This window comes from Enterobacter cloacae complex sp. 372C4, assembly GCF_050030615.1.
Taxonomy (GTDB): Bacteria; Pseudomonadota; Gammaproteobacteria; order Enterobacterales; family Enterobacteriaceae; genus Enterobacter; species Enterobacter intestinihominis.
Map to the genome: position 1 here is coordinate 593,765 of NZ_JBLGUQ010000001.1, position 18,681 is coordinate 612,445.

The 18,681-nt window shown below is 56.6% G+C and carries 15 protein-coding genes; 5 read left to right on the top strand and 10 right to left on the bottom strand.

The features are described from left to right. The first annotated feature begins 70 nt into the window (after positions 1 to 70). A complete protein-coding gene (locus ACQG11_RS02845) occupies positions 71 to 550 on the top strand; it encodes an RrF2 family transcriptional regulator (RefSeq protein ID WP_003860591.1) in 480 nt (159 codons plus the stop codon). A gap of 65 nt (positions 551 to 615) precedes the next feature. Here ACQG11_RS02845 and oqxB read toward each other — a convergent pair whose 3' ends face one another. Beyond that, positions 616 to 3,768 carry a multidrug efflux RND transporter permease subunit OqxB gene (gene oqxB / locus ACQG11_RS02850; RefSeq protein ID WP_023300700.1) on the bottom strand — a complete coding sequence of 1,051 codons (3,153 nt, stop codon included), beginning with the start codon at positions 3,766 to 3,768 and terminating at the stop codon, positions 616 to 618. A 23-nt stretch (positions 3,769 to 3,791) separates the two neighbouring features. Continuing rightward, complete coding sequence (locus ACQG11_RS02855) at positions 3,792 to 4,967, bottom strand: efflux RND transporter periplasmic adaptor subunit (protein ID WP_022648992.1); 1,176 nt, start codon at positions 4,965 to 4,967, stop codon at positions 3,792 to 3,794. A 334-nt stretch (positions 4,968 to 5,301) separates the two neighbouring features. Here ACQG11_RS02855 and ACQG11_RS02860 point away from each other — a divergent pair, with 334 nt between their 5' ends. Next, the gene (locus ACQG11_RS02860; RefSeq protein WP_006811509.1) at positions 5,302 to 5,655 is read left to right on the top strand and encodes a helix-turn-helix domain-containing protein; all 354 of its coding nucleotides are present in this window, start codon (positions 5,302 to 5,304) and stop codon (positions 5,653 to 5,655) included. Between the two features lie 102 nt (positions 5,656 to 5,757). On the opposite strand, the gene guaA is transcribed toward ACQG11_RS02860, so the two are convergent. Both guaA and guaB read right to left on the bottom strand, forming a co-directional pair. Continuing rightward, positions 5,758 to 7,335, bottom strand: a complete 1,578-nt coding sequence (gene guaA, locus ACQG11_RS02865) for a glutamine-hydrolyzing GMP synthase (RefSeq protein WP_006811514.1) — start codon at positions 7,333 to 7,335, stop codon at positions 5,758 to 5,760. Between the two features lie 68 nt (positions 7,336 to 7,403). Beyond that, on the bottom strand, positions 7,404 to 8,870 hold the full coding sequence (guaB, locus tag ACQG11_RS02870; RefSeq protein WP_003860601.1) for an IMP dehydrogenase: 1,467 nt from the start codon (positions 8,868 to 8,870) through the stop codon (positions 7,404 to 7,406). A 159-nt stretch (positions 8,871 to 9,029) separates the two neighbouring features. On the opposite strand from guaB, the gene xseA reads away from it, so the two are divergent. Genes xseA through ACQG11_RS02885 form a run of 3 tightly spaced genes read left to right on the top strand, consistent with a single transcriptional unit; the run spans position 9,030 to position 11,832 of the window. Further along, entirely contained in the window at positions 9,030 to 10,403 is a 1,374-nt protein-coding gene (gene xseA / locus ACQG11_RS02875; protein ID WP_426728161.1) for an exodeoxyribonuclease VII large subunit, read from the top strand. A 58-nt stretch (positions 10,404 to 10,461) separates the two neighbouring features. Then, a complete protein-coding gene (locus ACQG11_RS02880) occupies positions 10,462 to 11,481 on the top strand; it encodes a M4 family metallopeptidase (RefSeq protein WP_023306696.1) in 1,020 nt (339 codons plus the stop codon). After that, positions 11,482 to 11,832 carry a protealysin inhibitor emfourin gene (locus ACQG11_RS02885; protein ID WP_023300706.1) on the top strand — a complete coding sequence of 117 codons (351 nt, stop codon included), beginning with the start codon at positions 11,482 to 11,484 and terminating at the stop codon, positions 11,830 to 11,832. On the opposite strand, the gene ACQG11_RS02890 is transcribed toward ACQG11_RS02885, so the two are convergent. The 6 genes from ACQG11_RS02890 to hisS all read right to left on the bottom strand — a co-directional run bounded on the left by ACQG11_RS02890 (position 11,829) and on the right by hisS (position 18,631). Next, positions 11,829 to 12,050 (bottom strand): zinc ribbon domain-containing protein, encoded by a 222-nt coding sequence (locus ACQG11_RS02890; protein ID WP_023300707.1) that lies wholly within the window; start codon positions 12,048 to 12,050, stop codon positions 11,829 to 11,831. The two genes, ACQG11_RS02885 and ACQG11_RS02890, sit on opposite strands and share 4 nt — an antisense overlap. 58 nt (positions 12,051 to 12,108) lie before the next feature. Further along, positions 12,109 to 13,650 (bottom strand): peptide MFS transporter, encoded by a 1,542-nt coding sequence (locus ACQG11_RS02895; RefSeq protein WP_023306697.1) that lies wholly within the window; start codon positions 13,648 to 13,650, stop codon positions 12,109 to 12,111. Positions 13,651 to 13,948: 298 nt separating this feature from the next. Next, positions 13,949 to 15,421, bottom strand: a complete 1,473-nt coding sequence (gene der, locus ACQG11_RS02900; RefSeq protein WP_022648998.1) for a ribosome biogenesis GTPase Der — start codon at positions 15,419 to 15,421, stop codon at positions 13,949 to 13,951. A 112-nt stretch (positions 15,422 to 15,533) separates the two neighbouring features. Beyond that, entirely contained in the window at positions 15,534 to 16,712 is a 1,179-nt protein-coding gene (gene bamB / locus ACQG11_RS02905) for an outer membrane protein assembly factor BamB (protein WP_022648999.1), read from the bottom strand. A 10-nt stretch (positions 16,713 to 16,722) separates the two neighbouring features. Continuing rightward, positions 16,723 to 17,343: a YfgM family protein gene (locus tag ACQG11_RS02910; protein ID WP_032622338.1), complete on the bottom strand. Its 621-nt coding sequence runs from the start codon at positions 17,341 to 17,343 to the stop codon at positions 16,723 to 16,725. A gap of 13 nt (positions 17,344 to 17,356) precedes the next feature. After that, entirely contained in the window at positions 17,357 to 18,631 is a 1,275-nt protein-coding gene (gene hisS / locus ACQG11_RS02915) for a histidine--tRNA ligase (protein WP_022649001.1), read from the bottom strand. Positions 18,632 to 18,681: the final 50 nt, after the last annotated feature.

Below are 18,681 nucleotides of genomic sequence, written 5' to 3' on the forward strand. Positions count from 1 at the left end.
TGTTACTTACTGATTATTCACCTCTGCGGTGCCAAAAAGAACAAGATTCACCGCAACCCAGGACAGAAAAATGTTAGATTACCGCTTCCCGACAGCTTTGCAGATGGTTCTCAGCGTAGCGATGGCGGAGCAATCGGGTGAACGTTCGACGAGTGCAATCCTGGCTTACGGCCTGGAAGCGAATCCGAGCTTTATCCGCAAATTAATGGTTCCTCTCGCCCGGGACGGCATTATCGTCTCCACGCTTGGCCGCAACGGCTCTATTCACCTTGGCCGCCCGGCTGAAGAGATCACCCTGCGTGATATCTACCTTTCCGTCACTGAAGATAAAAAGCTGTGGGCGTCCCGTCCTGACGTCCCGGCCCGCTGTGTGGTCAGCGCCAACGCCTGCTGGTACTTCAAATCAATCGCTGATGAAGCGGAGCAGGCTTCGTTAGCGGTTTTAGCGCGCCATACCGTCGCCAGCGCGCTGGAAGAGGTGAAAAAAGCCGATACCAGCGGGTGCGATCCGGTGCCGGAACTCTGTACGCAGCATAAAAAAGCGCCTTAATCCTGACGGATTGCGAAAAAAAGCCGCCTTCACAATGAAGGCGGCTTTTTGTTATCTGCTACGTCCTACGCAGGCAACACCTCTCTTTCCGCTTTGCCGCGCGTCACGAATTTACGCAGCGTCACGTAAAAGACCGGCGTCAGGAACAGACCAAACAGCGTCACGCCCAGCATCCCGGAGAAGACGGTGATCCCGGTGACGCCGCGGACTTCTGCCCCTGCCCCGTGACCTAGGATCAGTGGAATGGTCCCGGCAATAAAGGCGATAGAGGTCATTACAATCGGGCGTAAACGCAGGCGGCACGCCTCCAGCGCAGCCTCCATGATGCCTTTGCCCTGAATTTCCAGCTCGCGGGCAAACTCCACGATAAGTATCGCGTTTTTACAGGCCAGCCCCATCAGCACGACCAGCCCCACCTGCACGAAGACGTTGTTATCGCCCCCGGTCAGCCAGACGCCGAACAGCGCGGAGAGCATCGTCATCGGCACGATAAGGATCACCGCCAGCGGCAGCGTCCAGCTTTCATACAGCGCCGCCAGCACCAGGAACGCCAGCAGCACCGCGACCGGGAAGACGATCAGCGCCGTATTGCCCTGGGTGGCCTGCTGGAAACTCAGGTCCGTCCATTCAATATTCATCCCGTTCGGCAGGATCTGCTTAGACATGGCGTCCAGCTGCGTCATCGCCTGCGCGGAAGAGAGCACGCGCGGGTCAGCATCACCAATAAGATCCGCCGCCGGGTAACCATTGTAGCGGATCACCGGGTCCGGCCCGTAGGTGGTCGTGATTTTCACCATACTGCCAATCGGCACCATTTCGCCCTGGTCATTGCGTGTGCGTAAATTCGCGATATCTTCCACGCTGTCGCGGAACTGCCCGTCGGCCTGTGCCATTACGCGCCAGGTCCGTCCAAACTGGTTAAAGTCGTTTACATATGACGAGCCCAGATAGGTTTGCAGCGTGCCGAAAAGATCGGTAAGCGATACGCCCTGCGCTTTCGCTTTATCACGGTCAACCTGCACATCCAGCTGCGGAACGTTAGCCTGGTAGGTTGAGATTGGGAAATGCATACCCGGCGTCTGCATAATCGCCCCGGACATGGTGTTCACCGCGTTTTGCAGCGCGCCATAGCCCAGACCAGCACGATCCTGAATATACAGGGAATAACCGGACCCTTGACCCAGCCCTAAAATCGGCGGCGGCAGAATCGAGAAGCCAAAGCCCTGCTGGATTTGAGCGATTTTCGCATTGATCTCCGCGTTAATTTCCGCCGCAGTATGTTTACGCTGGTCGAACGGCTTCAGGCCAAAGAAGACCGTTCCGGTGTTCGGCGTATTGGTGAACTGGAGCGCGTTCAGGCCAGGAAACGCGACCGCATAATCCACGCCTTCGGTATTCATCCCGATTTCGCTCATTTTGCGGATCACCGCATCGGTACGCGCCAGCGACGAGCCTTCCGGCATTTTCACGCCGCCGATCAGGTACAGTTTATCCTGCGTCGGAATAAACCCGCCGGGTACGACTTTAAACATCACACCCGCGGCACAAAGCAGCAGCAAATAAACCGCAAACACTGCACCGCGTCGGCCAAGCGTTTTCCCTACCAGTCCCTGATAGCCGGTCGAGCTGCGATGGAAAAAGCGGTTAAACGGACGGAAAATCCAGCCGAACAGACGATCGATAAGCCGGGTCGGGAAATCTTTCGGGGCACCATGCGGCTTCAACAGCAGCGCGGCCAGCGCCGGAGAAAGCGTCAGCGAGTTGATCGCGGAGATCACCGTGGAAATGGCTATCGTTACCGCAAACTGTTTGTAGAACTGGCCGGTCACGCCAGAGAGGAACGCCATCGGCACAAACACTGCACACAGCACCAGCGCAATGGCGATAATCGGCCCGGACACTTCACGCATCGCCTGATGCGCCGCCGCAAGCGGGGCGAGCCCCTCTTCGATATTTCGCTCGACGTTCTCCACCACCACGATGGCATCATCCACCACGATACCGATGGCCAGCACCAGCCCGAACAGGCTCAGGGTATTCAGCGAGAAGCCCAGCAGGTAAAGAATGCTGAAGGTACCCACCACCGATACCGGCACCGCGATCAGCGGGATGATCGACGCGCGCCAGGTTTGCAGGAACAGGATCACCACCAGCACGACCAGCACCACCGCTTCCAGCAGCGTTTGTACAACCGCACGGATCGAGTCGCGCACAAATACCGTTGGGTCGTAAGGTGCCGCCCACTTCATATCGTCCGGGAAACGGGTGGACAGTTCGTCCATTTTGGCGCGCACCGCGTTAGACAGATCGATGGCGTTTGCCCCTGGTGACTGGAAGATACCAATCCCGACCGCGTCTTTATTGTTCAGCTGGGAGCGCAGCGCATAGCTGCCGGAACCCATCTCGATACGCGCCACGTCGCGCAGGCGGACGACCGTGCCGTCCTGCGTTGTTTTCAGGACAATATTGCCAAACTCTTCTTCGGTATGCAGACGGCCCTGGGCGTTAATGGAGATCAGGAAATCGCTCTCTTTCGGCAGCGGCTCGGCGCCAAGCTGCCCGGCGGAGACCTGTACGTTTTGCTCCTGCATCGCCGTCACCACGTCCGAGGCCGTCAGTCCGCGCGCCGCCACCTTGTTTGGATCCAGCCAGACGCGCATCGCGTATTCACCCGAGCCGAAAATCTGGATCTGACCCACGCCGGGCAGACGCGCCAGCTCGTCCTTCACCTTCAGCGTGGCGTAGTTACGCATATACAGTGAATCGTACTTACCGCCAGGCGAAAAGAGATGCACCACCAGCGTCAGCGTTGGCGACTGTTTCTGAGTCGTAATGCCCAGACGCCGAACGTCTTCCGGCAGACGCGCTTCGGCCTGTGCAACGCGGTTTTGCACCTGTACCTGCGCCTGATCCGGGTCGGTACCCGGACGGAAGGTGACGGTAGTCACCAGCACGCCGTCGGAGCCCGCGACGGATTTCATGTACATCATGTTTTCAACGCCGTTGATCGCCTCTTCCAGCGGCGTCGCCACGGTTTCGGCAATCACTTTCGGGTTGGCGCCCGGGTACTCGGCGCGCACCTGCACGCTTGGCGGCACGACATCAGGATATTCGCTCACCGGCAGCAGCGGGATGGCGATTAATCCTGTGATAAAAATCAGAATCGACAGTACGGCGGCAAAAATCGGCCTGTCGATGAAAAAACGGGAAAAGTCCATGGATTGGATTCTCAGGTAAGGGATCAGTTGAGGGCGGCGCTGGCGGTCATGGCAACGGTTTTCGCGTTAACCGGCATACCCGGCATAAACACTTTTTGTAAACCATCGACGATGACTTTATCCCCGGGATTAAGCCCCTGCTGTACGATACGTAAACCGTCGGCCAGACGCCCCGGCGTAATATCGCGGCGCTGCGCTTTCCCGTCTTTATCAACGACATAAACATACTTACGATCCTGATCGGTCAGCACCGCCTTATCGTCAACAAGCGTGGCTTTAAATTCCGCACTGCCCGGCAGGCGCACGCGTGCGAAGAGTCCCGGCGTGAACTGACGCTGTGAGTTATCCAGCAGCGCGCGCATGCGGATTGTACCGGTACTCGGCGTGAGCTGGTTATCCAGGAAATCCACTTTGCCCTGATGGGGATAGCCCTCCTCACCCGTCAGACCAATCTCCACCGGCAGCGCCGTGTGGTGACTGGACGCCCCCTGCCCGCTGCGGGCCAGGTTCTGATAGTGAAGATAGGTGGACTCGTCCACGTCGAAGTAGACGTAAACCGTCTTCTGTGAGACCAGGGTGGTGAGCACGCTGGCGCTGTCACCCGCAGTCACCAGGTTACCGCTGGTGATCAGCGCCCGGCTGGCGCGACCGTCGATAGGCGCGGTCACTTTGGTGAAGTCGAGGTTGAGCTGCGCGGCATCAACCGCCGCCTGCGCCGCGCGAATATCGGCCTGCGCCTGGGTAGCGGCGGAACGGCGCTGCTCCCACTCTTCACGGGATACCACGTTGGTATTGACTAATTTATCGGTACGGTTAGCCTCGCTTCGCGCCAGGCTGGCCTGCGTTTTGGCTCTCGCCAGGTTCGCCTGCGCCTGTTCCAGCGCCGCGCGATAGGTTCGGTCATCAATCGTGAACAGCACCTCGCCCTTTTTCACCTCCTGGCCGTCGGTGTAATTCACTTTATCAATGTAGCCGGAGACGCGTGGGCGCAGCTGAACGCTTTCCACCGCTTCAATACGACCGTTAAAGCTGTCCCACTGGCTAATGGATTTCACCACCACGTCAGCTGCGCTGACGACGGGCGCTTGCGGTGCAGCATTTTGTGCGACACTGTCATCGCACCCGACGAGAAGCGCGGAGAGTAAAACCACCCCCGTCGCGCTCAGATGAAAGTAACCCCAGGTTTTTTGCAGGCTCATTATTTTTATTCCGGTTATTGTAGCCGCCGGGCAAGACGCAGCGGGAGGCGCCGCGCCACTTCCTTTGTCCGGTCTGGCTTAAGGCCATTTGTGTCGTTCATCGCCACAAAACTGTAACAGTTGCGAATACACTATCGCGGCGATTGTAGGAAGGCGCTTAATTAAGTGCAAGAATAATTGTTGCACTTTATGTGCTATTTGCGGCGAAGGTAAATCACGGGTTTTTAGAAGGGGTTTAAATGTAACAATAAAACTTGCAATTAATTTCAAAACGGGCCACCTTTAAGTGCAACAAACAAAGATGCTTTTAATGCGTGGCGTAGGGGGAAGCAAGATGAACACGGGTGCATTCATTCACGATTTGCTCGACTGGATCGACAACAACCTTGATAGCCGTCTGGACATTGAAACCGTCTCCAGGCGAGCCGGCTATTCGAAATGGCATCTCCAGCGGATCTTCAAAGAACATACCGGCTCCCCTCTCGCCGAATATATTCGCGCGCAAAAGCTGCAAAAATCGGTTGAGCGCTTAGCCCAAAGCGATGAACCGATTCTGAACGTGGCGATCGCGCTGGGCTTTGACTCTCAGCAGTCCTTCAACCGCAGCTTTAAGCGTCAGTATGGTCAGGCGCCAGGGGCATGGCGACGCAGTATCGGCTGCCGTGGATCCCGACAGATGAGCCAATAATTCACGTCCCGTTCGGATATCAGTTACAAAAGAAAAACCCTCTGTAAACAGAGGGTTTTATCAGTCTTACCTGCTTATAACTTCGCAGGAAAGGTTATGGGCTTACTCCCACTCGATCGTCGCCGGTGGCTTGCCGCTGATGTCATACACCACGCGGGAAATGCCGTTCACTTCGTTGATGATGCGGTTAGACACGCGGCCTAAGAAGTCATACGGCAGGTGCGCCCAGTGCGCAGTCATGAAGTCGATGGTTTCAACCGCACGCAGGGAGACAACCCAGTCGTACTTGCGGCCATCGCCCATCACGCCGACGGAGCGAACCGGCAGGAACACGGTGAACGCCTGGCTAACCTTGTTGTACAGGTCAGCCTTGTGCAGCTCTTCAATGAAGATCGCGTCCGCGCGACGCAGCAGGTCGCAGTACTCTTTCTTCACTTCGCCCAGCACGCGTACGCCGAGGCCCGGGCCCGGGAATGGGTGACGGTAGAGCATGTCGTACGGCAGACCCAGTTCCAGACCGATCTTACGCACTTCGTCTTTGAACAGCTCACGCAGTGGTTCAACCAGGCCCATCTTCATCTCTTTCGGCAGGCCGCCCACGTTGTGGTGAGATTTGATGACGTGTGCTTTACCGGTTGCGGAGGCGGCGGATTCGATCACGTCAGGGTAGATAGTGCCCTGCGCCAGCCATTTCACGTCTTCCAGCTTCAGCGCTTCTTCGTCGAACACTTCCACGAATACGCGGCCGATGATTTTACGTTTCGCTTCCGGATCGTTCTCGCCTTTCAGCGCGTCCAGGAAGCGCTGCTCGCCTTCCACGTGAACGATGTTCAGACCGAAGTGGTCGCCGAACATGTCCATGACCTGCTGGGCTTCGTTCAGACGCAGCAGGCCGTTGTCCACGAAGACGCAGGTCAGGTTTTTGCCGATGGCGCGGTGCAGCAGCATCGCGGTCACGGAGGAGTCCACGCCGCCGGAGAGGCCGAGGATCACTTTGTCATCACCAACCTGCTGGCGGATACGCTCCACGGCGTCGTCGATGATTTTTGCCGGGGTCCACAGGGCTTCACACTGGCAGATATCACGCACGAAGCGCTCCAGCATGCGCATACCCTGACGGGTGTGAGTCACTTCCGGGTGGAACTGCACGCCGTAGAAGCGTTTTTCTTCGTTCGCCATAATCGCGAACGGGCAGCTTTCGGTGCTGGCTACGGTCACGAAGTCCGACGGGATAGCGGTGACTTTGTCGCCGTGGCTCATCCACACGTCCAGCAGCGGTTTGCCGTCTGCGGTCAGGGAGTCTTCGATACCGCGCACCAGCGCGCTGTCGGTGACGACTTCTACCTGCGCGTAGCCGAACTCACGCTCGTTAGAGCCTTCTACGTGGCCGCCCAGCTGCATCGCCATAGTCTGCATGCCGTAGCACACGCCGAACACCGGTACGCCCGCTTCGAATACGTACTGCGGCGCGCGCGGGCTGTTCTCTTCGGTGGTGCTCTCCGGGCCGCCGGACAGGATGATGCCGCTTGGATTGAACTCGCGAATCTGTGCTTCCGTAACATCCCACGCCCACAGTTCACAGTAAACGCCCAGCTCACGCACGCGACGCGCCACCAGTTGAGTGTACTGAGAACCAAAATCGAGGATGAGGATGCGATGTTTATGAATGTTTTCCGTCATTGACGCTAATTCCGAGGCAAGTGAAACAGATTAAATAAATCGCCCGACACGAGGTCGGGCGAAGAAAATCATGATCCCAGACGGTAGTTCGGGGACTCTTTGGTGATCGTCACGTCGTGCACGTGGCTCTCCTGGATACCCGCACCGCTGATGCGTACGAATTCCGCTTTGGTACGCAGCAGGTCAATGGTACCACAGCCGGTCAGCCCCATACAGGAACGCAGGCCGCCCATCTGCTGGTGGATGATCTCTTTCAGACGGCCTTTATAGGCCACGCGGCCTTCGATGCCTTCCGGTACCAGTTTGTCAGCGGCGTTATCGGTCTGGAAGTAACGGTCGGAGGAACCTTTGGACATCGCGCCCAGGGAGCCCATACCGCGGTAGGATTTGTAAGAACGGCCCTGGTAGAGTTCGATTTCGCCCGGGGATTCTTCGGTACCGGCCAGCATGGAGCCCACCATCACGGCTGCGGCACCTGCGGCGATCGCTTTGGCGATGTCGCCAGAGAAGCGGATACCGCCGTCCGCGATAACCGGAATACCGGTGCCTTCCAGCGCTTCAACCGCGTCAGACACCGCGGTGATCTGCGGAACGCCCACGCCGGTGACGATACGGGTAGTACAGATAGAGCCAGGGCCGATACCCACTTTCACCGCGCTGCAACCGGCTTCCGCCAGTGCGCGAGCACCTGCGCCCGTAGCCACGTTACCGCCGATGATCTGGAGATCCGGGTATTTAGCACGGGTTTCACGAATACGTTGCAGAACGCCTTCGGAGTGGCCGTGTGAGGAGTCAATCAGCAGCACGTCAACGCCCGCGGCAACCAGCGCGTCAACGCGCTCTTCGTTACCTGCGCCCGCGCCAACCGCAGCGCCGACGCGCAGACGGCCATGCTCGTCTTTACAGGCGTTCGGTTTACGTTCTGCTTTCTGGAAATCTTTAACGGTGATCATGCCACGCAGGTGGAAGTTCGCATCCACAACCAGCGCTTTCTCAACACGTTTTTCGTGCATTTTCGCCAGCACCACGTCGCGGGTTTCGCCTTCGCGAACGGTCACCAGGCGCTCTTTTGGCGTCATATAGACGCTGACAGGCTGGTTCAGGTCAGTCACGAAACGCACATCACGACCGGTGATGATGCCCACCAGCTCGTTGTCTTCGGTCACAACCGGGTAACCTGCAAAGCCGTTACGCTCGGTTAGCGCTTTCACTTCGTGCAGGGTGGTGGTTGGCAGAACGGTCTGAGGATCGGACACGATACCGGATTCATGTTTCTTCACGCGGCGAACTTCTTCCGCCTGACGCTCGATAGACATGTTTTTGTGGATAAAGCCAATGCCGCCTTCCTGTGCCAAAGCGATAGCCAGACGCGCTTCAGTCACGGTGTCCATTGCTGCGGAGAGCATAGGAATGTTCAGACGAATGGTTTTCGTCAACTGCGTGCTGAGGTCGGCAGTATTCGGCAGAACGGTGGAATGAGCGGGAACGAGGAGGACGTCGTCAAACGTCAGTGCTTCTTTAGCGATACGTAGCATGGGCAATATCTCTGACCTGGGTGGTTAAATATTGCCGTGGCATTATACAGAGCGTAACCGATTGCATCTACACTTTTTTGAAAAAAATGCTTGCGATCGCCTCTCAGCAGGTTACTATCGACTGAATAACTTGCTGATTTAGAATTTGATCCCGCTCACATGTTATCCTCTCAATCCCCCTCAATTTATACTGTCAGCCGCCTTAATCAGACGGTGCGTTTGCTGCTTGAGCAGGAAATGGGACAGGTCTGGATCAGCGGTGAAATCTCTAACTTCACGCAGCCTGCTTCCGGTCACTGGTACTTTACGCTAAAAGACGACACCGCTCAGGTGCGCTGCGCGATGTTCCGCAACAGCAATCGTCGCGTGACGTTCCGCCCTCAGCATGGCCAGCAGGTTCTGGTTCGCGCCAACATTACCCTGTATGAGCCGCGCGGCGATTATCAGATTATCGTCGAGAGCATGCAGCCCGCTGGTGAAGGCTTGTTGCAGCAGAAGTACGAGCAGTTAAAAGCCATGCTTTCGGCTGAGGGATTGTTTGACCAGCAGTTTAAAAAGCCCCTGCCCTCACCTGCCCAATGTGTTGGAGTTATCACCTCGAAAACCGGCGCGGCGCTGCACGATATTTTGCACGTCCTGAAGCGCCGTGACCCTTCCCTGCCCGTCATTATCTACCCAACTGCCGTTCAGGGTGACGATGCGCCGGGGCAGATCGTGCGCGCGATTGAGCTGGCGAATGCGCGTCAGGAGTGCGATGTCCTGATCGTCGGGCGCGGCGGCGGCTCGCTGGAAGACCTGTGGAGCTTTAACGACGAGCGCGTGGCGCGGGCAATCTTTGCCAGCCTTATCCCTGTGGTGAGCGCCGTCGGCCATGAAACGGATGTGACGATAGCCGATTTTGTCGCGGATTTACGCGCGCCCACGCCGTCCGCGGCGGCAGAGGTGGTCAGCCGTAATCAGCAGGAGCTGCTGCGCCAGATCCAGAACGGGCAGCAGCGCCTGGAGATGGCGATGGACTACTTCCTCGCCAACCGTACCCGCCGCTTTACCCAGCTTCATCATCGTCTGCAACAGCAGCATCCGCAATTGCGTCTGGCGCGTCAGCAAACCGTACTGGAGCGTCTGCGTCAGCGGATGAACTTCGCGCTGGATAACCAGCTTAAGAAAGCGATATCGCGCCAGCAGCGCACGACTCAGCGTCTGAACCAGCAGAATCCGCAGCCAAAGATTTATCGCGCACAAACGCGGATCCAGCAGCTTGAGTTCCGCCTCGCGGAAAATATCCGCTCACGCCTGAGCGCCACCCGCGAGCGTTTTGGCAATGCGGTCACCCATCTGGAAGCCGTCAGCCCACTCTCCACGCTGGCCCGCGGCTATAGCGTGACCACCGCGACGGACGGCAAAGTGCTGAAGCAGACGAAGCAGGTTAAAGCAGGGGATGTGCTCACCACCCGGCTTTCTGACGGCTGGGTCGAGAGTGAAGTGAAAGAGATCAAACCGGTGAAAAAAACGCGTCAGCGTAAAAGCGGATAAATCTTCGCCGGTTACAAACTATACTGCTGCTATTGCCTTTTTTAATAAGGAGAGCAGCATGCCCCATCTACATAGCGTCATCCCTCCGTATATTCTTCGCCGTATTATCGAAAGCGGTTCTGAGCCGCAGCAGCGCTGCGCCCGTCAGACCTTAACCCACGTCCAGACGCTGATGGCCCATATGCCGGGCAAACCCGCCGCGCCGCATGTGAATAAAGCCGGTCAGCTTGAGCGTGACATCTACGATGCGAAACAGACCCAGGAGCTGCCGGGTACCCAGGTACGCTATGAAGGCCAGCCCTCCAACGGAGATGTGGCGGTGGATGAAGCGTACGATTATCTGGGTATTACCCATGATTTCTTCTGGAAAGAATATCAGCGCGATTCGCTCGATAACAAAGGGCTGATCCTCACCGGCACCGTGCACTATGGCCGTGAGTATCAAAACGCCTTCTGGAACGGCCAGCAGATGGTCTTTGGCGATGGCGACGGGGAAATCTTCAACCGCTTTACCATTGCCATCGACGTGGTAGCGCATGAGCTTAGCCACGGCGTGACGGAGACCGAAGCCGGACTCATCTACTTTGAACAATCGGGCGCGCTGAATGAGTCGTTATCCGACGTGTTCGGTTCGCTGGTGAAGCAATACCATCTTAAGCAAACCGCCGATAAAGCAGACTGGCTGATTGGTGAAGGGCTGCTGGCGGAGGGCATCAACGGGAAAGGGCTTCGCTCCATGTCTGAACCCGGCACGGCCTATAACGATCCGCTGCTCGGTAAAGATCCGCAGCCCGGGCATATGAAAGATTTCATCAAAACGCGCGAGGATAACGGCGGCGTACACCTTAACTCCGGTATCCCCAACCGCGCGTTTTACCTGGCCGCAACGGCGATCGGTGGCTACGCCTGGGAAAAAGCGGGTTATGCCTGGTACGACACGGTTTGCGATCGCAACCTGGCACAGGATGCGGATTTTGATGCCTTTGCAAAACTGACGATAGCGCACGGCGAGAAACGCTCCGGTAGCGACGTTGGGGCGGCTATAAAACAAGCCTGGGAACAGGTAGGAGTGCTTTAAATGCAGGTTCCGGAACTGACGGATGACGCCGTGGTTGAGCTGGCCCGGGAAGGCGGCGTCGCTTTTATCCCTAAGCTGAGCGGCCAGCGCACCATTGCGCTCTCCTCGCTTAATGAGGCCCAGCGCCAGCGCCTGGTGAGCATTCTGGAGCAGGCTTTTCCGCGCGGCCAGCCGCCCGGGCAAGCCTCTTCCCCCGGCAGAGGTGACCAGCGCTATTTCCGCATCCAGATTATCTGGACCGGCCAAAATCAGGCGCACTACGCCGATATCATCGTGCTGGTACCCGAGCAGGAAGCACCCGAGTCGCTGGTGGAACTGTGGCAGAAAGGTGAAGGCTGCGTGTGCGATTAACCTTCAGCCCGAACAAACTCCACGCGTTTTTTAGAGATAAGACCGTGGCCGTTCTGGCAAAAGTAATCCACCGCACCGCAGGCCTTGAGTACCTGAAGCGGTTGATGGCAATCAGGGCAGCGCGCTTCGAGGGGAATATCGTTATTGCAGCTGTCGCAGTGCGCGATACCGTTTTGCGGCTCGAGCGCTGCGTGGCAATCCGGACAGGTTATCGACATGCTCTCTCCTGTTGAGTTGGGCCGGGGCTGGATAACTGCCCCGGCAGGCTGAATAGTATCAGGCTTCGGTAGCCGGTTTTGTCTGCACATTTTCCAGCATGCGACGCACCGGAACAATGAGGACGATCAGCACCGCAGCACAAATCAACAGCGCGATGGAGCAACGGGCAAAGAGGTCTGGCAGCATATCCAGCTGGTCGGCCTTCACGTGACCACCAATCAGGCCCGCAGCCAGGTTACCCAGCGCACTGGCGCAGAACCACAGGCCCATCATCTGACCGCGCATTCTTTCCGGCGCCAGCAGGGTCATGGTTGCCAGACCAATCGGACTCAGGCACAGTTCCCCGAGCGTCAGCATCAGGATACTGCCCACCAGCCAGAACGGAGAAACCCCTGCTCCACCGTTGCTCAGCACGTTCTGTGCCGCCAGCATCATCAGGCCGAAGCCCGCAGCCGCGCACAAAATACCGATCACGAACTTGGTGATACTGCTCGGGCGAATATTATTGCTCGCCAGCTTCGGCCATGCCCAGCTAAATACCGGTGCCAGCAGAATGATGAACAGGGCATTAATCGACTGGAACCACACCGCCGGGATCTCAAAATCACCGATCATGCGGTTAGTGTAGTCGTTGGCGAACAGGTTGAAGGAGGTTGGCTTCTGCTCGAACGCGGACCAGAAGAACGCGGCGGATACCAGCAGAATAAAGCATACCAGCAGCCTTGCGCGCTCTTTGCGATTCAGCCCGGCGAAGATGAACAGGTAGATGAAGTAGAGCGCGACGGAGGCGGCAATCACATATACCAGCACGCTGGCCACCGCGACCGGATTAATCACAATCACGCCCTGGGCAATCAACGTGACGATGATTGCAACACCCACAGCCAGCGCCAGCAGCCAGGCACCCACGCCGTTACGTTTCACTACTGGACTGTTCCAGGTGGAGTCCAGACCGACTTCGCTGTCGTAGCGCTTCATGGCCGGAACGGCAAACACGCGGAAGATAATCAGGGCGACCAGCATCCCGATACCGCCGATACCAAAGCCCCAGTGCCAGCCGTGGGTTTTAATCAGCCAGCCGGAAATCAGAGGAGCAATGAACGAGCCCATGTTGATGCCCATATAGAACAGCGAGAAACCGCCGTCACGACGCGCATCGCCCTTTTTGTAGAGGGTACCGACCATGACCGAGATACAGGTCTTGAACAGGCCGGAGCCGAGTACGATGAACATCAGGCCGATGAAGAACAGGTTGTCGCCCATAATGGCCGACAGGGCAATCGACAGGTGCCCAAGCGCAATCAAAATCGAACCGTACCAGACGGCCCGCTGCTGGCCGAGCCAGTTATCCGCCAGCCAGCCGCCCGGCAGTGCGGCGAGGTACATGGTGCCCGCGAAGATGCCGACAATCGCCGAGGCGTTTTCACGCGCCAGGCCCATCCCCCCGTCGTACACGGTGGCGGCCATAAACAGGATCAATAGCGGGCGAATACCGTAAAACGAGAAACGCTCCCACATCTCGGTGAAGAACAGCGAACCGAGCGGATAAGGATGGCCGAAGAAGGTTCGGCTCTCTTTTTGATTAACAGAGGATTGCATAATTCTCCCGAAAGGTATGTGTCGTGCTTGTAAACACCAGCATGTACGCCGAACGGTTACGTATCCGATCGATTTTTTACATGCGGCGAAATGTTGGTTAACCATTTGATAACCAGGCGCTAGTTTTGTCTAGTACCGAACCCTGGACTTTAAGATGAAAATTCGACGATTGTCTACTTTCTTAGATATAAACATGGTTAAAAGCGAATAGTGATTGACATCACACAGGGAAGGCAGACCTTTTGAATGAGCGAAAAAAACCCGCGACAGGCGCGGGTTTTAGTGAGTTCGGTAAGAATTATTTGCTTTTCTTAATGTGCTTAATCAAACGCTTACGCTTACGCATCTGGTTCGGCGTCAGGGTATTACGTTTATTCGCAAACGGGTTTTCCCCTTCCTTGAACTGAATACGGATAGGCGTACCCATCACGTCCAGCGACTTACGGAAGTAGTTCATCAGGTAGCGTTTGTAGGAGTCCGGCAGGTCTTTCACCTGGTTACCGTGGATCACCACGATAGGCGGGTTATACCCCCCGGCGTGGGCATATTTCAGCTTCACGCGACGGCCACGCACCAGCGGCGGTTGGTGGTCTTCAGCAGCCATGTTCATGATACGGGTCAGCATCGCCGTGCTCTGGCGGCGGGTAGAGCTGTCATAGGCTTCACGAACGGATTCGAACAGGTTGCCTACGCCGCTGCCGTGCAGGGCAGAGATGAAGTGAACGCGGGCAAAGTCGATAAAGCCCAGACGGAAGTCCAGCGTCTCTTTCACCTGTTCGCGTACTTCATTGCTCAGGCCATCCCACTTGTTGACGACGATAACCAGTGAGCGCCCACTATTAAGGATAAAGCCGAGCAGAGAGAGATCCTGATCGGAGATACCTTCACGTGCGTCAATAACCAGCAGCACCACGTTGGCGTCTTCAATCGCCTGAAGGGTTTTGATCACCGAGAATTTTTCCACTACATCGGTGATTTTCCCGCGCTTACGCACCCCTGCTGTGTCGATAAGTACGTACTCACGTTCATCGCGCTGCATTGGAATGTAAATGCTGTCGCGCGTTGTGCCTGGCATGTCGTAAACCACCACGCGCTCTTCGCCCAGAATACGGTTAGTAAGCGTAGACTTACCTACGTTTGGGCGACCAACGATAGCCAGCTTAATCGGCAGATCCTGCGGGTTGAAGTCATCTTCCGGCTCTTCCTCGCCTTCCTCTCCGGCTTCAAACTGTGCCCAGTATTCGGCGTCTTCGTCCACCTCTTCCGGCGGGTTTACTTCATCAACCCACGGCAGCAGAACGGTTTCCAGCAGGCTGGTGACGCCACGGCCATGCGAGGCCGCGATAGGATAAATATCACCCAGACCTAAAGACCAGAAATCCGCAACGGCCTGATCGGCATCGATACCGTCAGTTTTGTTCGCCACCAGGAAGGTTGGCTTTTCGCGTGAACGCAGATGTTTAGCGATAGCAGAATCCGCGGGCATCAGGCCAGCGCGCGCATCCACCATAAACAGAACCACATCCGCTTCTTCGATAGCCAGCAGAGATTGCTCTGCCATGCGGGTTTCTACGCCGTCTTCCGTACCGTCAATACCCCCGGTATCGATACAGATGAACTCGCGTCCTTCCACCTCTGCACGACCGTACTTACGGTCACGCGTCAGCCCCGGGAAATCCGCAACCAGCGCATCACGGGTGCGTGTTAAACGGTTAAAAAGAGTGGATTTTCCAACGTTAGGGCGCCCGACAAGCGCGACCACAGGTACCATGTTTGAAGCCTCATAAAATTCAAAATAACGTCGCTTTCGCAGCGTTTTTAAAAATGTCAAAACGGCTCCTGAGTGAACAGGAGCCGTTTAGTATACTACAACCGCCGTGTAATTAACGCGTGATCGCGTACAGCGTGCCGTCTTTTGCCTGAATCAGCAGTTTGCCGTCAGCCACAACCGGGTCGGTCAGGAAGCCTGAGCCGTCCACTTTCTGCTGCGCCACGAAGCGGCCATTCTCTGGATCGATCCAGTGCATATAGCCTTCGCTGTCGCCCACCACCAGGCTGCCGTTATACAGTGCCGGTGCGGTCAGCAGACGGTGCAGCAGATCGCTCTGCGTCCACAGCGTCACGCCACCTTCGGTGCTCAGCGCCAGCAGACGGTCGTTCTGATCCACCATATAAATACGGTTGCCGTCGACAATGAAATCGTTCACGGAACCCAGCTCACGTTTCCACATGATCTGACCGCTACGCAGGTCCAGCGCCGTCAGGTTGCCGTTATACGCCAGCGCGTAAACCACACCGTCAACGATGACCGGCGTGGTGTCCACGTCACTCAGACGGTCGATTTCAGTTGAACCGGTCGCCTGGGAAATACGCTGCTGCCAGATCATCTGGCCCTGCTGCATCAGTACTGCGCTGACACGACCGTTGTCACCACCCACAATGGCGGCGCCAAATGCAGTCGCCGGAGCAGATTCACCACGCAGAGACAGCGCTGGCATATCCAGGTTAACCGTCCATTTTACCAGACCATCGGCTTCGTTCAGCGCCTGCAACTGGCCGTTGCTGGTATGGATCAACACCAGGCCGTCGCTGACAACCGGACGTGACAAGGATTCACCGGCAACGCTGGTCTGCCATGCAACCGAACCGTCGCTGGCATTCAGCGCGTAAACCTGCGCTTTTTCGCTGCCCACATACACGTGACCGCCAGCAACGGTCAGGCCGCCAGAAAGCAGCGCAGGTTTACGGGAGAACCAGCCGTCTTTTTCCGCCAGGTTAATGGACCACACTTCTTTTCCGTCATCAGCGTTCAGCGCTTTAACGGTGCCTTTGCGATCGGCCGCATAGACCACGCCGTCAGCAAATGCCGGGTGCAGGTTGGAATAAAAATCGCCAATACCATCACCCACGGAGGTGTCCCAGGCGGTGGACGGAGTGAACTGGTTTTCAACCGTCGGCAGCGGGGACATTTTGACAACGTCTTCTTCGCCACTGAACAGTGAACAACCACTCAATAACGTAACAGAAAGCAGTCCTGGCAGAAGTAATTTACGCAATTGCATTGGGTCCCTCTCAGACGGACAAATTATTTATTTTCATCTGCATCATTTCGCTCAGCGCAGGTGAAGCTTTACTATCCACGCCAGCTTGCCACGCTTTACGCGCGCCCGCTTTATCACCCTTACTCAGCAGTGCTTCACCGCGAAGATCGGCGACAATAGCGGCAAAGCCATCACCTTTGATGGTATCAAGCGTTTTCAGCGCGTCGTCGGCTTTTTTCTGCTGAACCTGAATACGTGCCAGGCGCAGATTGATCACCGCTTTCAGATTTTCGTCACTAGCAGCAGCAAGCCCCTGAGACAGTTGCGCAGCGGCTTTGTCCAGTTCGTTTTTATCAACATACTGCTGAGCCACTTCCAGCGCAGCCAGCGCACCGTAGGTGTTTTTGTTGTCAGCGGCAAATTTCTCCGCAGCCGTCAGCGTTTGCGGCTGATCGGCACGGATTGCGCTAACGGTGTTTTCGTAGTTCAGGGATGAACCGCGAGCAGAGTCAGCCTGATGATTGTTCCAGTAACGCCAGCCAACCAGCGCACCAACACCTAAAATAACCCCTACAACCAGTGCCTTGCCGTTTTCAGCAAAGAAGCGTTTAACCGCATCAACCTGGTCGTGTTCGTTCTCGTACATTTCCACGCAGTCCTTCTCCTTAGCCCAATAGAGTGCGCAAGTGCGCCGCAACGCCATCCTGCGTTACCGTAGTTTGCTCACCAGAGCGCAGGTCTTTAACCACCACTTCGCCGTTGGCCACTTCGGACTCACCCAGCACCAGTGCAATACTTGCGCCCCACTTATCGGCACGAGCAAACTGTTTTTTAAAGTTGCCGCCGCCGTGGTTGGTCATCAGCTTTACGTCCGGCAGCGCATCGCGCACGCGTTCGGCAAGCTGCATCGCCGCAGACTGCGTATCCGCACCTGAGGCCACCAGGTATATATCGACAACAGGATCGGCTTTAAATTCCGGATTAACTGCCTGAACCAGCAAAACAAGTCGCTCAAGGCCCATCGCGAAGCCTACAGCCGGTGCTGCGCGACCACCCAGTTGCTCGACCAGTCCGTCATAACGACCGCCAGCACAGACGGTGCCCTGCGAACCGAGGCTGGTGGTGACCCACTCAAATACGGTGCGGTTGTAGTAGTCCAGACCGCGCACCAGACGCTGGTTAACGGTATAAGCAATGCCCGCCGCTTCAAGCAGCTTGCACAGGCCAGCAAAGTGTTCGCGGGAATCCTCATCCAGGTAGTCACCCAGCGCTGGCGCATCGTTCAGCAGCGCCTGTACGTCAGGATTTTTGGAATCGAGTACGCGCAGCGGGTTGCTGTACATACGACGCTTACAGTCTTCGTCGAGCTTCTCTTTGTGTTGTTCCAGGAACGCCACCAGCGCATCGCGATAGTTCGCACGCGCTTCCAGAGAACCGATAGAGTTCAGCTCCAGGGATACGTGCTCAGAAATACCGAGCGCACGCCACCAGCGGGCAGTCAGCATAATCAGTTCGGCATCGATATCTGGTCCTTGCAGACCAAACACTTCCACGCCAAGCTGGTTGAACTGACGGTAGCGGCCTTTTTGCGGACGTTCGTGGCGGAACATCGGGCCGATATACCACAGGCGCTGCTCCTGATTGTACAGGAGACCATGTTCGATGCCGGCGCGTACGCAACCCGCCGTCCCCTCAGGACGCAGGGTCAGGCTGTCGCCGTTGCGGTCCTCAAAGGTATACATCTCTTTTTCAACCACGTCGGTTACTTCGCCGATCGCGCGTTTGAATAACGGGGTCTGCTCTACAATCGGCAAACGAATTTCGCTGTAACCGTAGCTGCCGAGCACCTGCTTCAGTGTGCCTTCAATGCGCTGCCAGATGGCGGTTTCGCCAGGCAGATAATCGTTCATGCCGCGGATGGCTTGAATGTTTTTTGCCACGTTTATTCTCTTTCTATATACAAAAAAGAACCCAAAGAATGGGTTCAATC

Bases quoted from the DNA above. Each gene is read 5' to 3' on its own strand.
- ACQG11_RS02845 (WP_003860591.1), top strand. From the start codon at position 71: ATGTTAGATTACCGCTTCCCGACAGCTTTGCAGATGGTTCTCAGCGTA.
- oqxB (WP_023300700.1), bottom strand. From the start codon at position 3,768: ATGGACTTTTCCCGTTTTTTCATCGACAGGCCGATTTTTGCCGCCGTA.
- ACQG11_RS02855 (WP_022648992.1), bottom strand. From the start codon at position 4,967: ATGAGCCTGCAAAAAACCTGGGGTTACTTTCATCTGAGCGCGACGGGG.
- ACQG11_RS02860 (WP_006811509.1), top strand. From the start codon at position 5,302: ATGAACACGGGTGCATTCATTCACGATTTGCTCGACTGGATCGACAAC.
- guaA (WP_006811514.1), bottom strand. From the start codon at position 7,335: ATGACGGAAAACATTCATAAACATCGCATCCTCATCCTCGATTTTGGT.
- guaB (WP_003860601.1), bottom strand. From the start codon at position 8,870: ATGCTACGTATCGCTAAAGAAGCACTGACGTTTGACGACGTCCTCCTC.
- xseA (WP_426728161.1), top strand. From the start codon at position 9,030: ATGTTATCCTCTCAATCCCCCTCAATTTATACTGTCAGCCGCCTTAAT.
- ACQG11_RS02880 (WP_023306696.1), top strand. From the start codon at position 10,462: ATGCCCCATCTACATAGCGTCATCCCTCCGTATATTCTTCGCCGTATT.
- ACQG11_RS02885 (WP_023300706.1), top strand. From the start codon at position 11,482: ATGCAGGTTCCGGAACTGACGGATGACGCCGTGGTTGAGCTGGCCCGG.
- ACQG11_RS02890 (WP_023300707.1), bottom strand. From the start codon at position 12,050: ATGTCGATAACCTGTCCGGATTGCCACGCAGCGCTCGAGCCGCAAAAC.
- ACQG11_RS02895 (WP_023306697.1), bottom strand. From the start codon at position 13,650: ATGCAATCCTCTGTTAATCAAAAAGAGAGCCGAACCTTCTTCGGCCAT.
- der (WP_022648998.1), bottom strand. From the start codon at position 15,421: ATGGTACCTGTGGTCGCGCTTGTCGGGCGCCCTAACGTTGGAAAATCC.
- bamB (WP_022648999.1), bottom strand. From the start codon at position 16,712: ATGCAATTGCGTAAATTACTTCTGCCAGGACTGCTTTCTGTTACGTTA.